Source organism: Inhella sp. (assembly GCF_041912635.1).
Classification (GTDB): Bacteria; Pseudomonadota; Gammaproteobacteria; order Burkholderiales; family Burkholderiaceae_C; genus Inhella.
Genome location: NZ_JAYRMO010000004.1, coordinates 105,411 through 128,975, shown reverse-complemented (window position 1 = coordinate 128,975; position 23,565 = coordinate 105,411). Strand labels below are relative to the sequence as shown.

The following is a 23,565-nucleotide window of genomic DNA, read 5'->3' as shown; positions in this document are numbered from 1 at the left end:
CCTCCGGGCCATGCCAGCGCGGCCAAGTCGGGTTCCAATGCGGGTCAGTTTTTCCAAGGGAGCTTTCCATGGCCATCGCACAGTGGACCCTGGCCCAAGTCATCGCCCAGCTCAACAGCGGGCGCAAGTGGACCGGTTCAACCATCACCTATTCCTTCCCCACCAGCGTCTCCGGCTTGTACGCCGATGAGGAAGGGCCGGGCTTCCGGCCCACCAATGGCAGCCAGCAGACGCTGATGCGCCTGGCCCTGAATACCTGGGATGACCTGATCCCGGCCAATTTCCAGCTCGGCAGCGCCGGCTCCACGGCGCTGGAGTTCGGCTACACCAGCACCGGCATCGGTTTCGCTCATGCCTACTACCCGACCAACGGCAGCATCTGGTTCAACGCCGGTGAGAGCGACCTGACCGATCCCGTGCTGGGGGCCTACGGGTTCATGACCTTCGTCCATGAGATCGGCCACGCGCTGGGCCTGGACCATATGGGCAACTACAACGGCAACGGCAACTGGTCGCCCTCGTCCTACCAGGACAGCATCGTGCTCTCGGTGATGTCTTACTTCGGCCCGCGCTACGCGGCTTCGCAGTACTCGCCCGACATCGCGCAGGCCGACTGGGGCGACAACCGCAACCAGGTGCACGACCCGCAGACGCCGATGGTGAATGACGTGGCCGCCATCCAGCAGATGTACGGCACGCCCACTGACACGCGTGCCGGCAACACCACCTATGGCTTCCGCAGCAATGTCGACGGCGCGATGGCGCAGATCTTCGACTTCGCGCGCAATGCCAACCCGATCCTGACGATCTACGACAGCGCCGGCACCGACACCTTGGACCTCTCGGGCTGGAGCACGCCCAGCCGCATCGACCTGACACCGGGGGCCTATTCCTCGGGCAATTCGATGACGAACAACATCGGCATCGCCTACAGCGCCTGGATCGAGAACGCCATCGGCGGCAGCGCCAACGACGTGCTGATCGGCAACAGCCTGGCCAACCGGCTCGAAGGCGGCGCCGGCGACGACGAACTGGAGGGCCGCGAGGGCGACGATGTGCTGGTGCCCGGCAGCGGTAGCGACCGCGTCGACGGCGGCGATGGCACGGACACCCTGGTGCTGTCGCTGGCGCAGTCTGCCTACAGCTTCAGCCTCAGTGGCAGCCTGCTGACGCTGAGCAGCGGCGCCCTGGTGGTGCGCAGCAGCAGTGTCGAGCGCTTCCAGTTTCTGGACGTCACGCGCACGCTGTCCGAGCTGGTGGGCGGCGGCGGCAACCCGCAGCCCAGCGCACCCGTGCTGCTCAGCCGCACGCCGGCCGACGACAGCGCCAACGTGCCCATCGGTGCCAACCTGGTGCTGAGCTTCAGCGAGACCGTGCTGGCCGGCTCCGGCACCATCCGCCTGCTGGGCGGCGATGGCAGCGTGCTGCGCGAGGTTGCCGCGAATGACAGCCGCCAGGTGCAGATCAGCGGCAGCACGGTCACCCTGAACCTCGAAACCGATCTGGCTGCCTCCATGCAGTACATCGTCAACATCGGCGCCACGGCCTTCCGCAACGCTGCCGGTGTGTACTACGCCGGTCTCGCGGGCCTGAGCGACTGGGACTTCCGCACCGTCACCGCCACGGTGCAAGACGACTACCCGCTCGACGTCAGCACCACCGGCCGCATCGTGCCCGGTGCGCCAGGCGTGACGGCGAACATCGACAGCGGCACCGATGGCGATCTGTTCCGCGTCGATCTGAGCTCCGGCGTCACTTACCGCTTCGACATGACGGCACCCGCCACCAGCGCCGTCGACCCCTACCTGATGCTGTACGGCATGCAGCCCGAGGTCGATCTGATCACCTTCGATGACGACAGCGGCGGCAATTTCAACTCGGTCATCTACTTCACCCCCACCCAGTCCGGCACCTACTTCCTGGCCGCCTATGACTACGCAGATGCGCAGGGCAGCTACACCTTGACGGCCAGCGTGCCCAGCGACGATTACCTGGGCTCCGGCGCCACGCTGGGGCGCGTGGCGGTGGGCGATGTGGTGGGGGGGCGCATCGGTGCGCCCAGCGATGCCGACAACTTCTTCATCAGCCTGCAGGCCGGTCAGACCTACACCTTCGAGCTGAACCGCACGGCCGGCGATGGCCTGGACGACCCCTACCTGACCCTGCTGGACACCAACGGCCACGCCCTGGCCTTCGACGACGACAGCGGCATCGGGGGCAATGCCCTCATCGTCTTCAAGGCGCCCAGCACCGGCAATTACCAGCTCAGCGCCAGCGACTTCGACCAGGGCTCCGGCAACTACCGCATCGTCGCCCAGCTCAACACCCGCTTCACCGGCACCGCAGGCAATGACAACTTTGCGGGCGGCAGCGGGCCTGACACCCTGGACGGCGGCGACGGCAACGACACCCTGCGCGGCAGCGGCGGTGCGGACCTGCTGGACGGCGGCGCCGGCATCGACACCGCGAAGTACAGCGGCTCGGCCGAGTTGTTCGAGATCTTCATCACCGACCAGGGCTGGCTGCTGCGCGACACCACCAACGCCGAGGGCTCGGACACGCTGGTGAACATCGAGCGCCTGGCCTTCCCGGATGCCCATGTGGCGCTTGACCTGGACGGCAACGCGGGAATCACCGCCCTGATCCTGGGCGCCGTGTTCGGCGCCGAGGCCGTATACGAACCGGAGTACGTCGGCATCGGCTTGTCGCTGCTGGACAGCGGCATGAGCGACGACGCCTTGATGCAGCTCGCCATCGAAGCCCGCTTCGGCCGCGCGCCCAGCAACAACGAGCTGGTCGACCTGCTGTACTTCAACCTGCTGGGCGTGCACCCCGGGCAGGACGAGCTGAACTACTTTGCCGGCCTGATCAAGCCCGGCTTCAGCCAGGTGGACCTGGCCTGGCTGGCGGCCACCCAGGACATCAATTTCGAGAACATCGACTTCGTCGGCCTGGCTCAATATGGCCTGTTTTTCGAGCCGGTTGGACCGTGAGTCTGGACTTTGACCATGAAGCTTGAGCTGTATTCCTACTTCCGTTCCTCGGCCAGCTGGCGCGTGCGCGCCGCGCTGGCCTTGAAGGGCCTGGCTTGCGACTACCACGGTGTGCATCTCGTCAAGGGCGAGCAGCTCGCGCACGAGCGCCTGGGGCCGGCGCATCTGCTGCCGGCGCTGTGGGCCGACGGCGAGCGCGTCACCCAGTCGCTCGCCATCCTGGAGTTCCTGGAGGAGACCCACCCCGAGCCGCCGCTGCTGCCCAGCGAGCCACTGGCGCGCGCCTATGTGCGCTCGCTGGCGCTGGACATCGCCTGTGAGATCCACCCGCTCAACAACCTGCGCGTGCTCAAACACCTGAAGCACGAGCTTGGGGTGAGCGAGGACGCCAAAAACGGCTGGTACCGGCATTGGGTGGAGCAGGGCCTGGCGGTGGTGAACGAGCGCCTGCTGGCCGAGGGCCGCATGGGTCGCTTCTGCTGTGGCGATGCGCCCGGCTATGCGGATTGCGTGCTGGTGCCGCAGGTCTTCAATGCCCAGCGCTTCGAGGCCCGCATCGAGCACCTGAGCGCCGTGATGGAGGTGTTCGAGGCCTGCATGGCGTTGCCGGCTTTTGCCGACACGCACCCGAGCCGCGTGCCGGATGCCGAGTGAGAGCTTGCTGCAACTGAACCTCGGCCCTGGGGTTCTCGCCGCGCTGAGCACCCGGCTGGGGGGCGTCAGCAGCGCCGGTTTTGCCAGCCTGAACCTGGGCGACCACGTGGGCGACCGCCCCGAGGCCGTGGTCGAAAACCGCGCCCGCGTGGCCGCGGCGCTGGGCCGGCCGGTGCAGTACCTGAAGCAGGTGCATGGCGTGCAGGTGGCGGCCGTCGCGCACGCGGGGCCCGCCCCGGAGGCGGATGCGGCCTGGACGGCACAGCCCGGCGTGGCGCTGGCCGTGCTGGTGGCCGATTGCCTGCCGGTGCTCTTCGTCGCCCGCCGGCCCGATGGCCTGGCCCTGGCGGTGGCCGCGGCCCATGCCGGCTGGCGCGGTCTGGCCGGTGGGGTGCTGGAGCAGAGCGCGGCCGCGCTGCGCGCGCACGCGCCCGACGCGCACCTCCACGCCTGGCTGGGCCCCTGCATCGGGCCCGATGCCTTCGAAGTCGGTGAAGACGTGCTGCGCGGTTTCGGCCGGGAACCGGGTGCAGCCGGGCTGGGCTTTCGCTACCAGCCGCGCGCGGACGGCAGCCCGCACTGGCGCGCCGACCTGCACGCCCTGGCACGCCAGCGCCTGGCCTTGCTGGGCGTGGAAGTGCTGGGGGCGGAACCCACCTGCACCGTCAGCGCGCCCTCACGCTTCTTCTCGTTCCGGCGCGACGGGGCTGGCAGCGGGCGCTTCGGCGCCTTCATCGGCCTGTCGTAAGCGGCGCTTACGCTGCGGCGTGCCCAGCAGGTAAGCCAGCAGTGCGCAGGGCAGCAGGCCGTAGAAGACCAGGGTGATGACGGCGCCCAGCACCGTGCCCTGCGGCGACGTGGCTTCGGCCAGCGCCATCAGGACGGTTACGAACAACCAGGCAAATAGCACAAGGTACATTGCGGGTTAACACTGAGACTAGAGGCGCCACTCCAGGATGCAAGCTGGGGTGCTCGGCCCGCATCTTCGCCCTTCCATGACTGACGCCTTCAAGCTGCCCCCTTTCCCCAAGCTTCCCGACTTCGAATCCGTCACAGCCGCGCTGCAGCCCTGGGCCGGCGTGGAGCTGCCGATGGACGCCTGGACCCGCTTGCAGAGCCAGTACCTGGAACAAGCCACGGCGCTCTGGAACGAGGCCCTGCAGAAGGACGCCGCGGCCGCCCCGCTGAAGGACCGGCGCTTTGCCAACAAGGCCTGGAGCGAGGACCAGAGCGCCCACTTCCTGGCCCAGCTCTACCTGCTGAACGCGCGCACCCTGAGCGAAATGGCCGAGGCCGTGCAGGGCGACGCCAAGGCGCGCGCGCGCATCAAGTTCGCCGTGCAGCAGATGGTCGACGCCGCCGCGCCGAGCAATTACCTGGCCCTGAACCCCGAGGCTCAGCGCCTGGCGCTCGAAACCGGTGGCGAGAGCATCGCCAAGGGCCTGCAACTGCTGTGGGCCGACGTGCGCCGCGGCAAGCTCTCGCAGACCGACGACAGCGCCTTTGAAGTGGGCAAGAACGTCGCCACCAGCGAGGGTTCGGTGGTGTTCGAGAACGACTACTTCCAGCTGCTTGAGTACAAGCCGCTCACGAAGGAAGTGCACGAGAAGCCCTTCCTGATCGTGCCGCCCTTCATTAACAAGTTCTACATCCTCGACCTGCAACCCGAGAACTCGCTGATCCGCTACGCGGTGGAGAACGGCCACCGTGCCTTCGTGATGAGCTGGCGCAACCCCGACGAAAGCTGCGCCGCCTGGACCTGGGACGAGCTGGTGGAAAACGCGCCGCTCAAGGCCATCGAGGTGGTGCTGGCCATTGCCGGCACCAAGCAGCTCAACACCCTGGGCTTCTGCGTCGGCGGCACCATCCTGGCTACGGCGCTGGCCGTGCTGGCCGCGCGCGGCCAGCAGCCCGCCGCCAGCCTGACCCTGTTGACCACGCTGCTCGATTTCGAGCACACCGGCATCCTGGACATCTTTGTCGACGAGCAGTCCGTCAAGCTGCGCGAACTGACGATCGGCGCCGAGTCCCCCAAGGGCCCTGGCCTGCTCAAGGGCAGTGAGCTGGCGCAGACCTTCAGCTTCCTGCGCCCCAACGACCTGGTGTGGAACTACGTCGTCGGCAACTACCTGAAGGGCGAGGCCCCGCCCGCCTTCGACCTGCTGTACTGGAACGGCGACAGCACCAATCTCAGCGGCCCGCTGTACTGCTGGTACCTGCGCCACACCTATCTGCAGAACGAGCTCAAACAGCCCGGCAAGCTGACGGTGTGCGGCGAGAAGGTGGACCTCGGCGCCATCAAGGCCTCGGTCTACATCTACGGCAGCCGCGAGGACCACATCGTGCCCTGGGAAGCCGCCTACGCCAGCACCCAGCTGCTCAAGGGCCCGAAGCGCTTCGTGCTCGGTGCCAGTGGCCACATCGCCGGGGTCATCAACCCCGCCAGCAAGAACAAGCGCAGCTTCTGGGTCGGCAAGGACGGCAAGTTGCCGCAGGACCCGCAGGCCTGGCTGCAGGCCGCCACCGAAACGCCCGGCAGCTGGTGGCGCGACTGGTCGGTCTGGCTGGGCGGCCATGGGGGTGCGCTCAAGGCCGCGCCGAAGGCGCAAGGCAGCCGCAAGTATTCGCCGATCGAATCGGCACCTGGACGCTACGTCAAACAACCTGCTTGAGGAGTTATCGATGGATGTCGTGATCGTTTCCGCCGCCCGCACCGCGATCGGCAAGTTCGGCGGCTCGCTCGCCAAGGTGCCGGCGCCCGAGCTCGGCGCCATCGCCATCAAGGCGGCGCTGGAGCGCGCCAAGCTCAGCGGCGACCAGGTCAGCGAGGTCATCCTGGGCCAGGTGCTGACAGCCGGCAGCGGCCAGAACCCGGCGCGCCAGGCGCTCATCAAAGCCGGCCTGCCGCATGCGGTGGCGGCGATGACGATCAACAAGGTCTGCGGCTCGGGCCTGAAGGCCGTGATGCTGGCCGTGCAGGCCATCCGCGACGGCGACGCCGAGATCGTCGTGGCCGGTGGCCAGGAGAACATGAGCGCCAGCCCGCATGTGCTGCTGAACAGCCGTGATGGCCAGCGCATGGGCGCCTGGAACATGGTCGATTCGATGATCACCGACGGCCTGTGGGATGTGTACAACCAGTACCACATGGGTATCACGGCCGAGAACGTCGCCAAGGCCCATGGCATCACCCGCGAACAGCAGGACGCCCTGGCCCTGGCCAGCCAGCAGAAGGCGGCCGCCGCGCAGGACGCCGGCAAGTTCAAGGACGAGATCGCACCCGTGCTGATTCCCCAGCGCAAGGGCGACCCGCTGGTATTCGATGCCGACGAGTACATCAACCGCAAGACCAATGCCGAAGCGCTCAGCGGCCTCAAGCCCGCCTTCGACAAGGCCGGCTCGGTGACGGCCGGCAATGCCTCGGGCCTCAACGATGGCGCCGCCGCGCTGGTGCTGATGAGCGCGGCGCGCGCCGACCAGCTGGGCCTGATGCCGCTGGCCCGCATCGCCAGCTATGCCAGCGCCGGCATTGACCCGGCCGTGATGGGCATGGGCCCGGTGCCCGCCAGCCAGAAGGCGCTGGCCCGCGCCGGCTGGAAGGCGCAGGACCTGGACCTGCTCGAAATCAACGAGGCCTTTGCGGCCCAGGCCTGCGCGGTGCACAACCAGATGGGCTGGGATCTCAGCAAGGTCAACGTGAACGGCGGCGCGATTGCGCTGGGCCACCCAATCGGCGCTTCGGGCGCGCGCATCCTGGTGACCCTGCTGCACGAGATGCAGCGCCGTGACGCCAACAAGGGCATCGCCTCGCTGTGCATCGGCGGCGGCCTGGGCGTCGCCCTGTGCGTCGAGCGCTAAAAATTTCAACCCAGAGGAGACGAAGAAATGGCACAGAAAGTCGCGTACGTAACGGGTGGCATGGGTGGCATCGGCACCGCCATCTGCCAGAAGCTGCACAAGCAGGGTTTCAAGGTCATCGCCGGTTGCGGCCCGAGCCGTGATTTCACCAAGTGGCTGGACGAGCAGAAGGCCCTGGGCTACACCTTCTACGCCTCGGTCGGCAACGTCGCCGATTGGGACTCGACCGTCGAGGCCTTCACCAAGGCGGTGGCTGAGCATGGCGTGATCGACGTGCTGGTCAACAACGCCGGCATCACGCGCGACCGCATGTTCCTGAAGATGACGCCGGAAGACTGGAAGGCCGTCATCGACACCAACCTGAACTCGATGTTCAACGTCACCAAGCAGGTGGTGCCGGGCATGGTCGAGAAGGGCTGGGGCCGCATCATCCAGATCAGCTCGGTGAACGGCGAGAAGGGCCAGGCCGGTCAGACGAACTACTCGGCCGCCAAGGCCGGCATGCACGGCTTCACCATGGCGCTGGCGCAGGAAATGGCCAACAAGGGCGTGACGGTGAACACCGTCAGCCCCGGCTACATCGGCACCGACATGGTTCGCGCCATCAAGCCCGAGGTGCTGGAGAAGATCGTCGCCACCATCCCGGTCAAGCGCCTGGGCACGCCGGAAGAGATCGGCTCCATCGTCGGCTGGCTGGCCGGCGAGGACAGCGGTTTCACCACCGGCGCCGACTTCAGCTGCAACGGCGGCTTGCACATGGGCTGAGCAAGGACCGAGCAGAGCCCTGAGGGCTCTGCGACGCCTTGCGAAGGACACCCGCCGTTTCGCGGCGGGTGGCTGGGGGGCTGCCAGAGCCTGGCTCACAGCTCCTCCAGGAAGTCCACGATCCGCAGGCTGGGGGGCTGCCAGAGCCTCAGTCACCGCTCCCGTTGGCAGGCCTCGGTCCACGCGCCCCAACACCCCACACGGCCCCACCCGGGGCCGTTCTCAATTCCGCCTGGCCTCCCGCAGCCGCCACTGCGCACCGGCCACGGCCTGATCTGCCGCCTGCAGCCGCGCCACATCTTCCGGCTGCTGCGCCAGCGCTTCGGCGGCCCGCAGCAGCTCCGCATCCTCCAGTCCGCGCGCGCACGCCACCAGATCATTAAGCAGGGCCTGACGCGCGTCCGGGCGGGCCGCGCTCTCGCGCCAGGCGGCGGCCCAGCGGCTCAGGAACACGCGCGCATGGGCCCGCTGACGCTGCTGCCCATCGGCGCGCGGCAGGGCGGGCGCAGGCTGCGCCGGCGGGCTGGCGGGCAGGCCGTGCCCGGTCCAGCGCACCACCGCCTGCAGCAGGCGCGCGCGTGTGATGGGCTTGTCCAGGTGCTCGTCACAGCCGGCGGCCAGGCTGGCGCGGGCGTCTTCGGCCTGGGCATGGGCAGAGAGCGAGAGCATGGGCGTGCGTGGGCGTCCGCGCTCCTGTTCCTGGGTGCGGATGGCCTGGGCGCAGGCATGGCCATCCAGCCCGGGCATGTCGATGTCCAGCACGATGAGGTCGTAGTCCGCGCGCTCGGCCATGGCCAGCGCCAGCAGGCCGTTGTCGGCGTGGTCGATCTGCGCCCCCAGCACGGCCAGCTGGGCGCGGAACAGCTCGGCGTTGACTTCGTTGTCCTCGGCCAGCAGCACACGCAGCGGGCGGTCGGCACCGGCCTGTGCGGGCGCGTGGGCGGGGTCGGGGGCTTCGGCCCGCTGCAGCGGGATGTTGAAGGCGAAGCGGCTGCCAGCTCCGGGCACGCTGTGCACGCTGATCTCGCCGCCCATCAGGCGCACCAGCTCGCGCGAAATGGCCAGGCCCAGGCCGGTGCCGCCGATGCGATCCTCGCCCTGCACGAAGGGCTCGAACACGCGCGACTGCTGACTGGGGGCGATGCCGATGCCGGTGTCGGCCACCGCCAGGCTGAGCCGCCCCTCGGTGTCGCAGCGGGCGTGCAGGTCCACCAGCCCCTGCTGGGTGAACTTGATGGCGTTGCCCAGCAGGTTCAAGAGCATCTGGGCCAGGCGCTGGCGGTCCAGCAGCACCCATTCGGGCAGCTCGCCGGGGGCGATCAGGGTGCAGCGCAGCTGCTTGGCCTCGGCCAGCGGCTGCATCAGGTCCACGCATTCCTGCAGCAACTCGCGCAGGCGGCAGGGCGCGGGGTGCAGCTGCATCTGACCGAGCTCGATGGCGCTCAGATCGAGCAGCTCGTTGATCAGGGTGGCCAGGTGCCGGCCCGAGGCCTGCATGAGGTCGAGGTTGCGGCGCTGCGCGGCGTCCAGCGGCGCCTGCTCCAGCAGCTCGCTCAGGCCCAGCAGGGCATGCAGCGGGGTGCGGATCTCGTGGCTGACATGGGCCAGGAAGCGCGACTTGGCCGCATTGGCCTCGGCCGCCACGGCGCGCTCGTGCGCGGCCTGGCGCGCGGCGGCCTGGGTGCGGTGCTGGTGCAGCATCAGATGCGCCACCAGGCCGGCGGCCAGTGCGCCCAGGGCCGGGCTGGGGTCGAACCAGTGCAGGTGGTGGCCGGCCAGGGCTGTCAGCGCGACCAGCAGCAGCGCACCGCCCAGCGCCAGCGCGGTGGCCAGGCGCGGCTGGGTGCGGCCCAGCAGCAGCGCCCACAGCCAGGGCAGCAGCGCGCCCAGCAGGATCAGCGGCGCGCCCGGCAGGGGCTGCAGCCAGCGGCCATCGCGCAGGCTGGCGTAGGCCTGGGCCAGCACCGAGCCGCCGCGCAGCTGGCCGGCCGGCGTCATCACGCGGTCGGCCAGCAGGGCGCTGCTGGCAATCAGCACCACTTGGCCCTTGGCGGCGCGCAGCGCGGGCGCGTCGTCCTGGCCTTCGAGCGCGGCCAGCGCCAGATCGGCGAAGGGCAGGGTGCGCACCTCGGCGGCCGGGCTGCGCGGAAAGGCGATCACGGCCCCCACGGCCGGCAGCGGGCGCTTCTGGGGGCCGGCCTCCAGCAGGGCCAGCGGCAGGCTGGGCCAGTGGCCCTGGCCGCTCTCGTGATAAAGCCAGAGCGTGCGCAGCCGGCCATCCCTGTCCAGCGGGCTGCTGACCACGCCCAGCCGGGGCCGCACCGATTGGCCGGCCAGCGGCAGCAGCAGCTGGTTCCAGCGCACGCTGGCGCGGCTGCTGTCGGGCAGCTCGGGCTGGCCCACGCCCGCAGCGGCCAGCAGCACCGGCGCGCCGCTGGCGTCCAGTTCCTGCGCCAGCAGGCTGTCGCCGCTGTCGGGGTCGAGGAAGAGCAGATCCAGGGCGATCACCTCGGCCCCGGCGCGGCGCAGGCTGTCGATCAGCAGCGCATACACATCGCGCCGAAAGGGCCAGGTGCCCAGGCGCGGCGCCAGCCGGGCCAGGCTGGCGTCGTCGATGTCGTAGACCAGCACGCCCTCGGGCGGCTGCTGGGGCGCGGCCCAGCGCAGCTGCCAGTCCAGCCAGAAGCGCTCCAGCGGTCCGCCGGGCAGGTGCAGGGCCCAGGCGGCCAGCAGGGCGGCGGCCAGCGCCGCCCACAGGCCGCGGCGCGAGGGATTCAAAGCAGCCAGGCCAACGCGGGCAGCCAGAACAGCCAGCCGCGCCAGCCGCCCGGCCATTCGATGCTTTGCGTGCTGCCCCAGGGCCCGGGCGTGCCGTCCGGGCTGAGGCTGCGCAGGCGCAGGTGGTGGGTGCCGCCGCCGGGAGGCTGCAGCTCGGCGTTGGCCTCGGCCAGGGTGGTGTCCAGCCAGGGCTGGGCGAAATCGGCCGTGCTGGCGGCCTGCAGCTGGTAGCGCACGCCGGGCAGGGGGCTGGCGGCCCAGCGCAGCTGCAGACGGTCACCCTGGCGCTCGCTCTGCGGCGGCGGTGGGGCCGGGGGCGGCGGCAGACGCTCCAGTTGCTGGGCATCGCTCCAGGGACCCTGGTGGCCGTCGGCGCGCACGCTGGCCACGCGCCAGTGGTGCACGCCCTCGGGCAGTTCCAGGCCGAACTGGGTGTCCGGCAGCGTGGCGTCAGCGTGGCGCAGGCGGGTGAAGCCGGCGTCTTCGGCGATCTGCAGGTGGTAGCGCTGGGCCGCGGCGCTGCGCGTCCAGCGGAACTCGACACGCGACGCGTACTGCTGCGCCGCCGCGGCGGGCGTCTGCAGGAAGGGGGGCTCGGGCCGGGCGGCCAGCTCGAAGGGGGCCTCGGCGTCCAGGCCTTCCAGGCCGTCGGCGGCGATGGCGCGCACGCGCAGGGTGTAGCGGCCATCGGGCAGCTCGGCGCCGCCTTCCCAGCCGTTGGCCGGGGCGCGGGCATCAAGCCAGAGCTGCTCCCCGGCGGGGTCGAGCACCTGCACGCGCAGGGCGCTGGCGCCGGGGGCCGCGCCCGTCCAGCGCAGCGGCAGGCGTTCGATGCGTGCCGGCAGCGCCAGCGCCGGGGCGGGCAGCAGGGCTTGCGGGCGCCCGGGCTGGCCCTGGCTGAGCAGGCCCTGGCCGGCGGGCACGGCCTGCGCGCTGCGACCCTGCGCGGCGCTGACCTCGCCCTCCAGCACCTCCAGGTGCAACTGGCCGTTGCGCACCTGGGTGCGGAATGCGGTGCCGCGCACGCCCAGATTGGCCACAGGTGTGAGCAGCTCGAAGCGGGCCGGCAGGCGGCGCACGGCCTGCTTTTCAGCGCTGCGCGGGGGCACGCGGCTGTCTGCAGCGCCCTCTTGCAGTTGCAGCTGGCTGCGCACGCCCAGGCGCCCTTGGCTCAGCCGGCCCAGCTGCAGGCGGCTGGAGGGGCGCAGCACCAGCCGGGCGCCATCAGCGAAGCGCAGGGTGGCGCTGCCTTGCGGACCGGCATGCAGCCAGTCGCCCTCCACCAGGCGGGCGCCGGAGCTCAGCGGGTTGCGCTGGCCGCCGCGTTCCAGCTCCACGCCGCCCAGTGCGAACAGCACCTCGGCCTCGGCCGGCTGTTCGGCCAGCCATTCGCGCGGCCAGGCCAGCGTGTGGCCGGGCTGCAGGCGGAAGGGGTCGCGCACGCCGGTGTGGCGCTGCAGCATCTGCCAGCTGATGTCGGGCCGCAGCAGGCGCTGCTGCAGGCCGATCAGGGTGTCTCCCGGCACGATGCGATGCTGGTGCTGCGGGGCCTGCGCCCCCGCCCAGGTGCTGGCCATGATCAGCCAGGGCAGAACGAACGCCTTCATGCCGGTTCCTCCCGTCTTTGCGGTGCCGCCATTCTGCGGGCCGGCCGGGCGCGTGCCGGTCCTTCGTGCTGCGGGTGAATCCGCTTGACGCACAGGGCGCATTGGCCGCCGCTACCATGGCGCCCCTTTTTTGGTTTGCTTGCGAGGAATGGCCATGGGCATGGATGTCGTCGATTACGAAATCAAGGGCGCCGAGATGCAGTTCGTCGAGGTCGAACTCGACCCCGGCGAGGCGGCGATCGGCGAGGCGGGCTCCCTGATGTTCATGGATGCCGGCATCGGCATGGACGCGGTGTTCGGCGACGGCCGCCAGCAGCAGCAGGGCTTCTTCGGCAAGCTGCTCGGCGCGGGCAAGCGCCTGGTCACGGGCGAGTCGCTGTTCACCACCGTCTACACCAACAACGGCAGCAGCAAGCAGCGCGTCGCTTTCGCCGCCCCCTACCCAGGCAAGATCATTGCCATGGACCTGAAGCAGATGGGCGGCATGGTCATCTGCCAGAAAGACAGCTTCCTGGCCGCCGCGCGCGGCGTGCAGATCGGCATCCACTTCCAGCAAAAGCTCTCGGTCGGCTTCTTCGGCGGCGAGGGCTTCATCATGCAGAAGCTCGAAGGCGACGGCCTGGCCTTCGTGCACAGCGGCGGTACCGTGGTCAAGCGCACCCTGCAGCCCGGCCAGACCCTGCTGGTGGACACCGGCTGCCTGGTGGCGCACACGCCCAGCGTCAACTTCGAGATCCAGTACGTCGGCAAGATCAAAACCGCGCTGTTCGGCGGCGAGGGCCTGTTCTTCGCCAAGCTCACTGGCCCCGGCGAGATCTGGCTGCAGAGCCTGCCCTTCTCGCGTCTGGCCTCGCGCATCTTTGCCGCTGCGCCGCAGCAAGGTGGCAGCCGTGAGGAGGGCTCGGTGCTGGGTGGCTTCGGCGCCGGCGGTCTGCTGGGGGGCATCCTGGGCGGCGACGACGAATAAGACGGAGTCGGGCATTTGCGCCTCGCGCCCCGGGGCGCACGCTGCTAGAGTGCCTCAAGGCTTGTAACAAGCCACTACAAAAAGCAGTCGAAGGGGGGGCGATGACCGAGACCGTGGTGCTCTGCGTGGACGACGACGCCACCCTGCTGCAGGCGCTGCGCAGCTTGCTGGTGCCGCAACTGGGCCTCGGTCATTGGGTGGAGATCGCGGAGAGCGCCGAGGAGGCGCTCGAAATCTGCCGCGAAATGCGCGACCAGCAGCGCCATCTGGCGGTCGTCATCAGCGACTACATCATGCCCGGCATGCGCGGCGACGAGCTGCTCGTGCGCCTGCACGGCATGGCGCCGGCCACCGTCAAGATGATGCTGACCGGCCAGAGCGATCTGAGCGGGGTCAAGCGCGCGCTGGCCGAGGCTGATCTCTATCGCTGCCTGGAAAAGCCCTTCGTCAGCGAGGAGCTGGTGCGCAGCACGCGCGCGGCGGTGCGCACCTACTGGGAGCGGCAGGCATGGCTGTCGCGCCGCAGTGCCACCGGCGACCCGCGCGACGGCCTGTGTACCGCCCCCGAGCTGGCGCAGCTGCTGGATGAGCGCCTGAGCCAGCCCGCGGCGCGGCCGCTGTGCGTCACCCTCATCGACCTGGGCGAGGAAGAGGGCAGCAACGAACGCCCCCTGCTGGCCCTGGTGCAGCAGCTGCAGCGCCACCAGCGCGCCACCGATGTGGTGGGGCGCTGGGGCGGCGAGGCCTTCCTGGTCATCAACTGCAACACCGAACTGCCAGATGCCTTCGCCCATGCCGAGGCGCTGCGCCAGCGCATGGCGCTGCAGGGCCTGCAGGGCGCGGCGCAGCTCAGCCTTGGCGTGGCCAGTTCGCGGCCCGGTGAACCGGCGCTCGCGCTGATCGAGCGCGCGGCGCAGGCCCTGCAGGCGGCCCGCATCGAAGGCTGTGTCCAGGTGGGTGTGGCCGATTGAGCGTCCGGCAGCGCCTGCGCCCGCGGCTGCCGGCCTCGCTGGCGGCACGGCTGGTGTTGCTGACCCTAGGCTTCTGCCTGGCCTTCTCCCTGCTGGCGGTGGGCCTGCGCGCCGCGCTCGCCTGGCAGCACAACCAGCAGGTCATGCAAGGCGAACTCGCGCTGATCGTGCAGGTCTACCAGCACACCCTGGCCAAGGCCATCTGGGAGGTGGACAACGAGGGCCTGGAGGTGCACCTGGGCAGCGCGCTGCAGGTGCCGGCGGTGGGGGCGGTGGAGGTGGAGCTGCGCAGCGGCTCCGAGCTCAAGGTGCAGAAGCTGAGCCGTCAGCGGCCGGGTTACCAGGCTTCCGACCGCGCGCCGCGCCTGGAGGCGCCCTTGAGCCTGCGGCCCTATGTGGGCGCTTCCAGCCAGCAGGTGGGGCGGCTGCTGCTGCGGGGCGACGAGCGCCTGATCTGGCAGCGCCTGAGTGCCGACCTGCGCGACATCATCGTCACGCAGCTGGTGCAGTCGCTGCTGCTGGCCGGCTTCATCATGCTGATCTTCAACCGCATGGTGACCGAGCATGTGCGCCGCATCGCCCGCCATCTGGCCGAGCTGGGGCCGGAACGCCTGCACCAGCACCTTGACCTGAAACGCGGCACCGAGCGGCAGGACGAGCTCGCCCAGCTGGTGGACGGCGTGAACCAGCTGCAGGACAGCCTGGCGCAGTACCTGAAGGCGCAGCAGCAGGTCGAGGCCGAGCTGGCGCACCACCGCGACCACCTGGCCGAGCTGGTGAGCGAGCGCACGCAGGAGCTCTCGGAAGCGAACCAGGCGCTGGAGAACTCCGCTCACACCCTGCGCCAGCTCGGCCAGATCGGGCTGGAGACCACCTCCTTCCTGGACGTGCGCTCGGTGTGCGAGAAGCTGCACCACGGCCTGAGCCAGATGATGGATGCCGATGTCTACGGCGTGGCCCTGCTGCTGCCCGAGGGCGACGCGCTGCAGTACGTGTACTTCATGGAGCAGGGTGTCGAGGCGCCGCCGATGCGCCTACCGCTGAGCGATGACCGCTGGCTCACGGTGCAGGCCTTCCTGGCGGATTCGGAATTTCTGTTGGCCGATGCCTCGCAGGCCAGCGGCGCGCCGCAGCTGGAGGGGCTGGTCAAGCGGCCCCTGGGCGCCGCCATCCTGCGGCCGCTGGTGGCCAACGGCAAGCGCATCGGCGTGGTGTGCGTGCAGAGCTATCGCGAGCACGCCTACGGCCAGCGCGAGATCGAGATCCTGCGCTCCACCTCGCCCTATGCCGCCATCGCGCTGGCCAACGCGGCCGCGTATGCGAATGCCGAGTCGGCCCGCGCCGAGGCGGCCGCGGCGCTGGCCGAGCTGCGCCACGCCCAGGCGCAGATGGTGCAGTCGGAAAAGATGGCCGCGCTGGGCCAGTTGGTGGCCGGCGTGGCGCACGAGATCAACACCCCGATCGGCGCCATCAAGGCCAGCGGCAGCAACATCACCGTGGCGCTGTGGCAGGCCCTGCACCAGCTGCCGGAAGTGCTGCGCGCCCTCAGCGAGAGCGAGCGCCGCCTGTTCGAGGAGCTGATCGAGGGCGCGCAGACCTTCCGGCCGCTGCTCAGCAGTCGTGAGGAACGCTCGGTGGTGCGCGAGCTCGCCAGCCAGCTGCAGGCCCAGGGGCTGGTGGGCGCGCGGCTGATGGCCAGCCAGCTGGTGCAACTGCAAGTGCAGGAGCGCGTCGAGCACTTCCTGCCCCTGCTGCGCCATGAGCAGGTCGACCGCGTGCTCGGCACCGCGCTGTGCCTGCACACCATCGCCAGCAATGCCGCCAACATCCACACCGCGGTCGAGAAGGTCAGCAAGATCGTCTTCGCGCTCAAGTCCTACTCGCGCTCCGACCACGTGGAAGAGCCGGTGCTCACGGATCTGCAGTCCACTGTCGAGACCGTGCTGACGCTGTATCAGAGCCAGCTCAAGCACCAGGTCGAGCTGGTGCGTCACTACCAGCCCCTCGCCCCGCTGCGCTGCCTGCCCGACGAGCTCTGCCAGGTCTGGACCAACCTCATCCACAACGCCCTGCAGGCCATGCAATACAAGGGCACGCTCACCATCGCCATCGAGCGCCAGGACGGCGAGGCGGTGGTGGCCTTCACCGACAGCGGCTGCGGCATCCCGCCGGAGATCCAGTCGCGCATCTTTGACGCCTTCTTCACCACCAAGCCGCGGGGCGAGGGCAGCGGCCTGGGCCTGGACATCGTGCGCCGCATCGTCCACAAGCATGGCGGCCGCATCGAGCTGCGCTCGGAAGTGGGCGTGGGTTCGACCTTCACCGTGCACCTGCCCTACGCCAACGAGAGTTCACTCTAGGGGGCTGACCCCGGGCCAAGCGCTGGCGGGCGCTACGATGCGCGCCCTCCGGGATTCCCCGGGGTGGTGGAGCGTATGAAGTCGATGGGGTTTTGGGGGCTGGGCGCGCTGGTGCTGAGCCTGTGTGGGGCGGCGATGGCGAATGCGCCGCCGCCGGTGTTCGTGCTGAATTCCATGGATGCCTCGGTCTCGGTGGTCGATCGCAACCCCTGGCGCGAGCGCACGCGCATCCAGACCGGCAAGGAGCCCCACCACCTCTACCTGAGCCCGGACGAGAAGAGCCTGATCGTCGCCAATGCGCGCGCCGATTCGCTGACCTTCATCGACCCCGTCAGCGCCGCGGTGCAGCGCACCGTGCAGGGCATCGCCGACCCCTACCACCTGCGCTTCTCGCCCGACATGAAGTGGTTCGTCACGGCGGCCAACCGGCTCAACCATGTCGACTTGTACCGCTGGCACGGCATGGCCGCTGAGCAGCCGTTGGAGCTGGTCAAGCGCATCCCCACCGCGCGCACGCCCAGCCATCTGTTCATCGACGACGCCAGCCAGCGCCTCTACGCCAGCATGCAGGACAGCGACGAGCTGCTGTGCGTGGACCTGGGCACGCAGAAGGTGCTGTGGAAGGTGGCGGTGGGCAAGACGCCGGCCGATGTCTACCTCACGCCCGACGAGCGCTACCTGTTGGTGGGCCTGACCGGCGACCGTTTCGTGCAGGTCTGGCAGCTGCGCGGCGCGCAGACGCCGGTCTATGCCGGGCGCTTCCACACTGGCGCCGGCGCGCATTCGTTCCGCTCGCTGGGTGACGGGCGGCATGTGCTGGTCAGCAACCGCGCCGGCAACACCATCAGCAAGCTGGACCTGAAGGACTGGCGCATCGCCGACCAGTACCCCGCCCCGGGTGGCCCCGACGACATGGAGCTCCTGAAGGACGGTCGCACCCTGCTCGTCACCTCGCGCTGGGCACGCAAGCTCACCGTCATCGATATGGTCGAGCGCAAGGTCGTGGCCCAGGTGCGTGTGGGGCGCTCGCCGCACGGGGTCTGGACGCTCGATCACCTGCCCCGTCGATGAGACCCTGGCTGCTCGCCCTGGCCCTGCCCGCGCTGGCCGTGGCTTGCGAGCGCCCGGTCTATCTGAGCTTCGACACCGGCCACATGGGGGTGGCCGAGCAGGTGGCCGCCACGCTGGACAAGCACCAGGTGCCCGCCACCTTCTTCCTGGCCAGCGAACCCACGCTGGCGGGCGGCCACAGCCTGGACGAGCACTGGGCGCCGTTCTGGCGCCGCCTGGCTGCCAGCGGCCGGCACGACTTCGGCAGCCACACCTGGGCACATGACATCTGGGTGGCTGACTTGGCCGACGGCGCGATGCGCTTCCGCACCCAGGCGGGCCGCCAAGCGCCGAGCTGGCGCCGGCTCGACGCCGCGGCCTACTGCGCCGAACTGCGGCGCGTGGACGCACGCTTCCAGCAGATGACCGGCCGCGCCCTCGATCCGCTCTTCCGTGCCCCGGCCGGCAAGACCTCGCCGCGCCTGCTGGCCGCCGCCCAGGCCTGCGGCTTCCGCCACGTGGGCTGGAGCCCGGCGGGCTTCCTGGGCGACGAGCTGCCGAGCGAGCAGATTTCGAACGAGCAACTGCTGCAGCGTGCGCTGGCGCGCATCCAGCCCGGCGACGTGCTGCTCGCCCACCTGGGCATCTGGGACCGCCGTGAGCCCTGGGCGCCGGCGGTGCTGGAGCCGCTCATCGTCGGTCTGAAGGCCAAAGGCTTTTGTTTCGCGCGCCTGCGCGAGCATCCGGATTACCGTTCGGCATGGACTCCCTGATCGACGCCCCGTTCGAGCTCTTCGACCGCGCCCAGCAGGCCCTCTTCGAGGCCCTGGTGCTGCCCCTGGTGCAGGCGCTTGGCCTGGCCTCGGTGGCGGGCGAGGCCTTCAGCGGAACCGGCTGGCTGCTCGCTGGCCTGCTGCAGCTGAGTTTCATTGCCGTGGTGCTGGGTGCGCTGGAGCGCTGGCGCCCGGTGGAGCGCTGGACGGATCGGCGGCCGGTGCGCGTGGACTTCGTCTACACGCTGATCCAGCGCCTCGGTCTGTTCCGTCTGGGCCTGTTCTTCACGCTGGACCCCCTCGTGGATGCGCTGGCCGTGCAGGGCCGTCTGTGGGGCTGGCAGCCCTGGCATCTGGACGCCCTGTGGCCCGGTGTCAGCGACCAGCCCTGGATCGCCTTCGCCCTCTACCTGGTGGTGTTCGATTTCGCCGGCTACTGGCTGCACCGTGCCCAGCACGCCTGGAACTGGTGGTGGGCCCTGCATGCCCTGCACCACAGCCAGCGCCAGATGGGCCGCTGGACCGACAACCGCAACCACTTCCTGGACGACTTTCTGGGTGCCGCGCTGTTCGCCCTGCTGGGCCTGCTGCTCGGCACCGAGCCGGCCCAGTTCATGGCCATCACACTGGTGACGCAAACCTTCGAGAGCCTGCAGCACGCCAACGCGCGCCTGCATTTCGGCCCGCTGGAGCGGCTCTGGGTCAGCCCGCGCTTCCACCGCCTGCACCATGCCATCGGCCTGGGGCATGAGGCCGCCGGGCCGGGCACGCTGGGAGGGCACAACTTCGGGGTGCTGCTGCCCTGGTGGGATCAGCTCTTTGGTACCGCCCGCTTCGACGATGCTTTCCCGCCCACCGGCATCCGTGACCAACTGCCCGAGGCAGGTGGCCGCGACTATGGTGGCGGCCTGTGGGCCCAGCAGCTGCTGGGCCTGCAGCGCCTGTGGTCTGCCCTGATGAAAAGGTCTGCATGAAAGCCCACCCCATGCCCCCCGCTGCCAACCGCGTGCTGGATGCCGGCTGGCGCGCCGCCGCCTACTGCCTGCACCCGCGTGTCATCGGTTGGAGTCTGTTGCCGCTGCTGATCGCGGCCGTGCTGACGTTCGGCCTGGCCTGGTTCTTCTGGGAGCCCGCGGTGTCGGCGGTGCGCGCCAGCCTGGAGGACTGGCGGCTCGTGGACGCGGCGCTGCGCTGGCTGGAGCAGCTCGGGGCCACCGGCTTTCGCAGCGTCATCGCGCCGGTCATCACCCTGGCCCTGGCCCTGCCGCTGGTGATGGGCCTGGCCATCGTGCTGGTGGCGGCGCTGATGACCCCGGCCTTGACCCGACTGGTGGCGGAGCGCCGCTTTCCGAACCTGGAGCGGCGCCGCGGCGGCAGCTTTCTGGGTGGCCTGCTGGGCTCGCTGGGGGCCACGCTGCTGGCCTTGGTGCTGCTGCTGTTCAGCATGCCCTTCTGGTTGATCCCGCCCGTGGCCCTGGTGGTGCCGCCGCTGATCTGGGGCTGGCTGACCTACCGCGTGTTCGCCTACGACGTGCTGGCCGACCACGCCAGTGCCGAGGAGCGCCGCCAGCTGATGCGCGAGCAGCGCTGGCCCTTGCTGGGCATCGGCGTGCTCACCGGTTTCCTGGGCGCGGCGCCGGCGCTGATCTTTGCCTTTGGCGCGCTCTCCATCGTGCTGGCGCCGCTGCTGTTGCCCATCGCCATCTGGCTCTACATGCTGGTGTTCGCGTTTGCGGCGCTGTGGTTCGCGCACTTTGGCCTGGCCGCGCTGCAGGCCCTGCGCCAGGCGCCGCTGGAGGTGCCGGCGCGCGTGATCGACCCCGTGCAGCTGCCGCAGGAGTGAAGCGATGTTGAAGTTCGGACTGATCGTGTTCGGCGACGAGCTGCTCAGCGGCAAGCGTCAGGATGCCCATGCGCCCAAGCTGATTGAGCTGCTGGCCGCGCGCGGCCTGGAGCTGGACTGGGCCCGCTATGTGCGCGACGACCCGGCCCAGCAGGCCGCCGCCCTGCGCGCCGCCTTGGCCAGCGGCGACGCGGTGATCTGCTGCGGCGGCATCGGCGCCACGCCCGACGACCACACCCGCCAGGCCGCCGCGCGCGCGCTGGGCGTGCCGCTGCAGGCCCATGACGGCGCGCAGGCGCTGATCCGCCAGCGCGCCGCCGAGATGGCCGCCGAGCGCGGCCAGCCTTTGGAACCCGACGAGCACCCCGACATGCAGCGCCGCCTGCAAATGGGCGTGCTGCCGCAAGGCGCCACGCTGATCCCCAACCCGTACAACCGCATTCCCGGCTTCAGCCTGGGGCGCCTGCACTTCCTGCCCGGCTTTCCGGTGATGGCCCACCCCATGATGGCCTGGGTGCTGGACACGCTTTACGCCGCCCATGTCCAACCCGTGGGTGTGCGCGAACGCTCCTGCGTGGTGCAGGGCGCCTACGAGGCCCAGCTGACCCCGCTGATGGAGCGCATCGAGGCCGAGCATGCCCCGGTCAAGGTGTTCAGCCTGCCCAGCGTGGACCACCCCCAGTGGGGCCGCTGCATCGAGTTGGGCGTCAAGGCCCTGCCCGACCCCGAACTGCAGACCGCCTATGCAGCACTGCGCGAGGGATTGATCCAGTTTGGTGCATCCATTTGCACTGAATTGGTGCGATGAGTCGCTTGCGCACTGTTGCGGTGCGTCGCCGCCCATAATGGTTCTCCCGCCCCCAGGCAGTGCTGCCGCCGGGGTGCTGGCATGAACGCTGCTTAGTAATCCGTATCGCAGCCTCCGGCACCTTCCGGGGCTGACGAGTCCGCACAACCCGCCCCCGATTTGGAGAGTTTGGATGGCCACCAAGACCGTTGCCGATGTGATGAAGATGGTGAAGGAGAACGAGGTCAAGTTCGTCGACTTCCGCTTCACCGATACCCGCGGCAAGGAACAGCACGTCTCCGTGCCCGTTTCGCACTTTGACGAAGACAAGTTCAGCAGCGGCCACGCGTTCGACGGTTCGTCGATCGCCGGCTGGAAGGGCATTGAGGCCAGCGACATGCTGCTGATGCCCGACCCGAACACCGCCAACATCGATCCCTTCTTCGAAGAGCCGACCCTGATCCTGACCTGCGACGTCATCGATCCGGCCGACGGCAAGGCCTACGAGCGCGACCCGCGCTCCCTGGCCAAGCGCGCCGAGGCCTACCTGAAGGCCAGCGGCCTGGGCGATGCCGCCTATTTCGGCCCCGAGCCCGAGTTCTTCATCTTTGACTCGGTGCGCTGGGCCAACGACATGTCGGGCTGCTTCTTCAAGATCGAATCGGAAGAAGCCGCCTGGAACACTGGCAAGGAATACGAGCACGGCAACAGCGGCTACCGCCCCACCGTCAAGGGCGGCTACTTCCCCGTGCCCCCGGTCGACAGCGGCCAGGACATGCGCTCGGAGATGTGCCTGATCCTCGAACAGCTGGGCATCCCGGTCGAGGTGCACCACCACGAGGTGGCCAACGCCGGCCAGATGGAAATCGGCACCAAGTTCAGCTCGCTGGTGCAGCGCGCCGACTGGACCCAGCTGCAGAAGTACGTGATCCAGAACGTCGCCCACGCCTACGGCAAGACCGCGACCTTCATGCCCAAGCCCATCGTCGGCGACAACGGCAGCGGCATGCACGTGCACCAGTCCGTGTGGAAGGACGGCAAGAACCTGTTCGCCGGTGACGGCTACGCTGGCCTGAGCGACTTCGCCCTGTACTACATCGGCGGCATCATCAAGCACGCCCGTGCCCTGAACGCCATCACCAACCCCGGCACCAACAGCTACAAGCGCCTGGTGCCCGGCTTCGAAGCCCCGGTGAAGCTGGCCTACTCGGCCAAGAACCGTTCGGCCTCGATCCGCATCCCCTACGTGGCCAACCCCAAGGGCCGCCGCGTCGAGGCCCGCTTCCCGGACCCCAGCGCCAACCCCTACCTGTGCTTTGCCGCGCTGCTGATGGCCGGCCTGGACGGCGTGGAGAACAAGATTCACCCGGGCGAGGCTGCCACCAAGGACCTGTACCACCTGCCGCCGGAAGAAGACGCGAAGATCCCGACCGTCTGCCACAGCCTGGACCAGGCCCTGGAATACCTGGACAAGGACCGTGCCTTCCTGACCAAGGGCGGCGTGTTCACCGATGCCTTCATCGATGCCTACATCGACCTGAAGATGCAAGAGGTGACCCGCTTCCGCATGGCCACGCACCCGGTCGAATACGACATGTACTACGCGCTGTAAGCCCTGGAGGGCTGAGGTGTGAAGGGGAGGGCGGATGTCCTCCCCTTTTTTCTTGACAATCGCGCGCATGAAGCTGCTGCCCACCCTGCTGATGCTCCTTGCCACCGCCCAGGCCCATGCGGTCGTGTACCGCTGCCCCGGGCCACCGGTGCTCTACACCGACCAGCTCTCGCCGCGCGAGGCGCAGGAGAAGGGCTGTCGCTCGATCGAGGGCGCGCCGATCACGGTGGTCTCCCCGGCCAAGTCCAAGGCACCCACGCCCGCCGCTGGCGGCGGTGCGGCCGACAAGCGTGAGCGCGTTGCCGACGACACCCAGAGGGCACGCGACAGCGAGCGCCGCAAGGTGCTGGAGGCCGAGCTGCGCGAAGCCACGGCCAAGCTGGAACAGCTGAAGAAGGACTTCAACGACGGCCAGCCCGAGCGCACCGAGCGCAACTTCGCCGTCTACCAGCAAAAGGTCACGGACATGCGCGCTGCGATCGCGCGGCAGGAGGTCGACATCGAGGCCTTGAAGCGCGAACTGGCCAAGCTGCCTTGACCCTAAGAA

At 69.4% G+C, this 23,565-nt stretch carries 19 protein-coding genes; 16 read left to right on the top strand and 3 right to left on the bottom strand.

The features are described 5' to 3' along the window. The first annotated feature begins 68 nt into the window (after positions 1 to 68). The 3 genes from ACE3QP_RS03610 to pgeF are packed head-to-tail and all read left to right on the top strand — an operon-like array spanning position 69 to position 4,395. Positions 69 to 2,993 (top strand): M10 family metallopeptidase C-terminal domain-containing protein, encoded by a 2,925-nt coding sequence (locus ACE3QP_RS03610; protein ID WP_374433601.1) that lies wholly within the window; start codon positions 69 to 71, stop codon positions 2,991 to 2,993. Between the two features lie 15 nt (positions 2,994 to 3,008). After that, positions 3,009 to 3,647, top strand: coding sequence for a maleylacetoacetate isomerase (gene maiA / locus ACE3QP_RS03605; RefSeq protein WP_374433600.1), 639 nt, complete (start codon positions 3,009 to 3,011; stop codon positions 3,645 to 3,647). A 4-nt stretch (positions 3,648 to 3,651) separates the two neighbouring features. Next, positions 3,652 to 4,395 carry a peptidoglycan editing factor PgeF gene (gene pgeF / locus ACE3QP_RS03600; protein WP_374433599.1) on the top strand — a complete coding sequence of 248 codons (744 nt, stop codon included), beginning with the start codon at positions 3,652 to 3,654 and terminating at the stop codon, positions 4,393 to 4,395. On the opposite strand, the gene ACE3QP_RS03595 is transcribed toward pgeF, so the two are convergent. Next, positions 4,324 to 4,566: a hypothetical protein gene (locus tag ACE3QP_RS03595; RefSeq protein WP_374433598.1), complete on the bottom strand. Its 243-nt coding sequence runs from the start codon at positions 4,564 to 4,566 to the stop codon at positions 4,324 to 4,326. The two genes, pgeF and ACE3QP_RS03595, sit on opposite strands and share 72 nt — an antisense overlap. Positions 4,567 to 4,738: 172 nt before the next feature. On the opposite strand from ACE3QP_RS03595, the gene phaC reads away from it, so the two are divergent. Genes phaC through phbB form a run of 3 tightly spaced genes read left to right on the top strand, consistent with a single transcriptional unit; the run spans position 4,739 to position 8,270 of the window. Further along, positions 4,739 to 6,319 (top strand): class I poly(R)-hydroxyalkanoic acid synthase, encoded by a 1,581-nt coding sequence (gene phaC, locus ACE3QP_RS03590; RefSeq protein WP_374433704.1) that lies wholly within the window; start codon positions 4,739 to 4,741, stop codon positions 6,317 to 6,319. Positions 6,320 to 6,329: 10 nt separating this feature from the next. Continuing rightward, positions 6,330 to 7,505 (top strand): acetyl-CoA C-acetyltransferase, encoded by a 1,176-nt coding sequence (locus ACE3QP_RS03585; protein ID WP_374433597.1) that lies wholly within the window; start codon positions 6,330 to 6,332, stop codon positions 7,503 to 7,505. A 27-nt stretch (positions 7,506 to 7,532) separates the two neighbouring features. Further along, complete coding sequence (gene phbB / locus ACE3QP_RS03580) at positions 7,533 to 8,270, top strand: acetoacetyl-CoA reductase (protein WP_374433596.1); 738 nt, start codon at positions 7,533 to 7,535, stop codon at positions 8,268 to 8,270. Between the two features lie 222 nt (positions 8,271 to 8,492). On the opposite strand, the gene ACE3QP_RS03575 is transcribed toward phbB, so the two are convergent. Both ACE3QP_RS03575 and ACE3QP_RS03570 read right to left on the bottom strand, forming a co-directional pair. Beyond that, positions 8,493 to 11,048, bottom strand: coding sequence for a CHASE2 domain-containing protein (locus tag ACE3QP_RS03575; RefSeq protein WP_374433595.1), 2,556 nt, complete (start codon positions 11,046 to 11,048; stop codon positions 8,493 to 8,495). Further along, the gene (locus ACE3QP_RS03570) at positions 11,045 to 12,655 is read right to left on the bottom strand and encodes a FecR domain-containing protein (RefSeq protein WP_374433594.1); all 1,611 of its coding nucleotides are present in this window, start codon (positions 12,653 to 12,655) and stop codon (positions 11,045 to 11,047) included. The genes ACE3QP_RS03575 and ACE3QP_RS03570 overlap by 4 nt, the downstream gene beginning before the upstream one ends. Positions 12,656 to 12,809: 154 nt before the next feature. Here ACE3QP_RS03570 and ACE3QP_RS03565 point away from each other — a divergent pair, with 154 nt between their 5' ends. From ACE3QP_RS03565 to ACE3QP_RS03520, 10 genes are all read left to right on the top strand, one after another. Further along, entirely contained in the window at positions 12,810 to 13,622 is an 813-nt protein-coding gene (locus ACE3QP_RS03565; protein WP_374433593.1) for a TIGR00266 family protein, read from the top strand. Between the two features lie 101 nt (positions 13,623 to 13,723). After that, on the top strand, positions 13,724 to 14,593 hold the full coding sequence (locus ACE3QP_RS03560; RefSeq protein ID WP_374433592.1) for a response regulator: 870 nt from the start codon (positions 13,724 to 13,726) through the stop codon (positions 14,591 to 14,593). Next, positions 14,590 to 16,953 (top strand): ATP-binding protein, encoded by a 2,364-nt coding sequence (locus tag ACE3QP_RS03555; RefSeq protein ID WP_374433591.1) that lies wholly within the window; start codon positions 14,590 to 14,592, stop codon positions 16,951 to 16,953. The genes ACE3QP_RS03560 and ACE3QP_RS03555 overlap by 4 nt, the downstream gene beginning before the upstream one ends. 84 nt (positions 16,954 to 17,037) lie before the next feature. Then, positions 17,038 to 18,024 (top strand): YncE family protein, encoded by a 987-nt coding sequence (locus tag ACE3QP_RS03550; protein WP_374433589.1) that lies wholly within the window; start codon positions 17,038 to 17,040, stop codon positions 18,022 to 18,024. Further along, a complete protein-coding gene (locus ACE3QP_RS03545; protein WP_374433588.1) occupies positions 18,021 to 18,776 on the top strand; it encodes a polysaccharide deacetylase family protein in 756 nt (251 codons plus the stop codon). The genes ACE3QP_RS03550 and ACE3QP_RS03545 overlap by 4 nt, the downstream gene beginning before the upstream one ends. Continuing rightward, on the top strand, positions 18,764 to 19,750 hold the full coding sequence (locus ACE3QP_RS03540) for a sterol desaturase family protein (protein WP_374433587.1): 987 nt from the start codon (positions 18,764 to 18,766) through the stop codon (positions 19,748 to 19,750). Before ACE3QP_RS03545 ends, ACE3QP_RS03540 begins: the two co-directional genes overlap by 13 nt. Before the next feature lie 11 nt (positions 19,751 to 19,761). Beyond that, complete coding sequence (locus ACE3QP_RS03535; protein ID WP_374433586.1) at positions 19,762 to 20,619, top strand: EI24 domain-containing protein; 858 nt, start codon at positions 19,762 to 19,764, stop codon at positions 20,617 to 20,619. A gap of 4 nt (positions 20,620 to 20,623) precedes the next feature. Beyond that, on the top strand, positions 20,624 to 21,427 hold the full coding sequence (locus ACE3QP_RS03530) for a competence/damage-inducible protein A (RefSeq protein WP_374433584.1): 804 nt from the start codon (positions 20,624 to 20,626) through the stop codon (positions 21,425 to 21,427). Between the two features lie 172 nt (positions 21,428 to 21,599). Continuing rightward, positions 21,600 to 23,018, top strand: a complete 1,419-nt coding sequence (gene glnA, locus ACE3QP_RS03525) for a type I glutamate--ammonia ligase (RefSeq protein WP_374433583.1) — start codon at positions 21,600 to 21,602, stop codon at positions 23,016 to 23,018. 67 nt (positions 23,019 to 23,085) lie between these two features. Beyond that, positions 23,086 to 23,556, top strand: coding sequence for a hypothetical protein (locus ACE3QP_RS03520; RefSeq protein ID WP_374433581.1), 471 nt, complete (start codon positions 23,086 to 23,088; stop codon positions 23,554 to 23,556). The last annotated feature ends 9 nt before the right edge of the window (positions 23,557 to 23,565 follow it).

What these genes read in the sequence shown, in the direction of transcription:
- ACE3QP_RS03530 (WP_374433584.1), top strand. Translation starts at nt 20,624, where the DNA reads ATGTTGAAGTTCGGACTGATCGTGTTCGGCGACGAGCTGCTCAGCGGC.
- glnA (WP_374433583.1), top strand. Translation starts at nt 21,600, where the DNA reads ATGGCCACCAAGACCGTTGCCGATGTGATGAAGATGGTGAAGGAGAAC.
- ACE3QP_RS03570 (WP_374433594.1), bottom strand. Translation starts at nt 12,655, where the DNA reads ATGAAGGCGTTCGTTCTGCCCTGGCTGATCATGGCCAGCACCTGGGCG.
- ACE3QP_RS03595 (WP_374433598.1), bottom strand. Translation starts at nt 4,566, where the DNA reads ATGTACCTTGTGCTATTTGCCTGGTTGTTCGTAACCGTCCTGATGGCG.
- phaC (WP_374433704.1), top strand. Translation starts at nt 4,739, where the DNA reads ATGGACGCCTGGACCCGCTTGCAGAGCCAGTACCTGGAACAAGCCACG.
- ACE3QP_RS03610 (WP_374433601.1), top strand. Translation starts at nt 69, where the DNA reads ATGGCCATCGCACAGTGGACCCTGGCCCAAGTCATCGCCCAGCTCAAC.
- ACE3QP_RS03550 (WP_374433589.1), top strand. Translation starts at nt 17,038, where the DNA reads ATGGGGTTTTGGGGGCTGGGCGCGCTGGTGCTGAGCCTGTGTGGGGCG.
- ACE3QP_RS03540 (WP_374433587.1), top strand. Translation starts at nt 18,764, where the DNA reads ATGGACTCCCTGATCGACGCCCCGTTCGAGCTCTTCGACCGCGCCCAG.
- maiA (WP_374433600.1), top strand. Translation starts at nt 3,009, where the DNA reads ATGAAGCTTGAGCTGTATTCCTACTTCCGTTCCTCGGCCAGCTGGCGC.
- ACE3QP_RS03585 (WP_374433597.1), top strand. Translation starts at nt 6,330, where the DNA reads ATGGATGTCGTGATCGTTTCCGCCGCCCGCACCGCGATCGGCAAGTTC.
- ACE3QP_RS03535 (WP_374433586.1), top strand. Translation starts at nt 19,762, where the DNA reads ATGCCCCCCGCTGCCAACCGCGTGCTGGATGCCGGCTGGCGCGCCGCC.
- phbB (WP_374433596.1), top strand. Translation starts at nt 7,533, where the DNA reads ATGGCACAGAAAGTCGCGTACGTAACGGGTGGCATGGGTGGCATCGGC.
- ACE3QP_RS03560 (WP_374433592.1), top strand. Translation starts at nt 13,724, where the DNA reads ATGACCGAGACCGTGGTGCTCTGCGTGGACGACGACGCCACCCTGCTG.
- ACE3QP_RS03565 (WP_374433593.1), top strand. Translation starts at nt 12,810, where the DNA reads ATGGGCATGGATGTCGTCGATTACGAAATCAAGGGCGCCGAGATGCAG.
- ACE3QP_RS03520 (WP_374433581.1), top strand. Translation starts at nt 23,086, where the DNA reads ATGAAGCTGCTGCCCACCCTGCTGATGCTCCTTGCCACCGCCCAGGCC.
- ACE3QP_RS03545 (WP_374433588.1), top strand. Translation starts at nt 18,021, where the DNA reads ATGAGACCCTGGCTGCTCGCCCTGGCCCTGCCCGCGCTGGCCGTGGCT.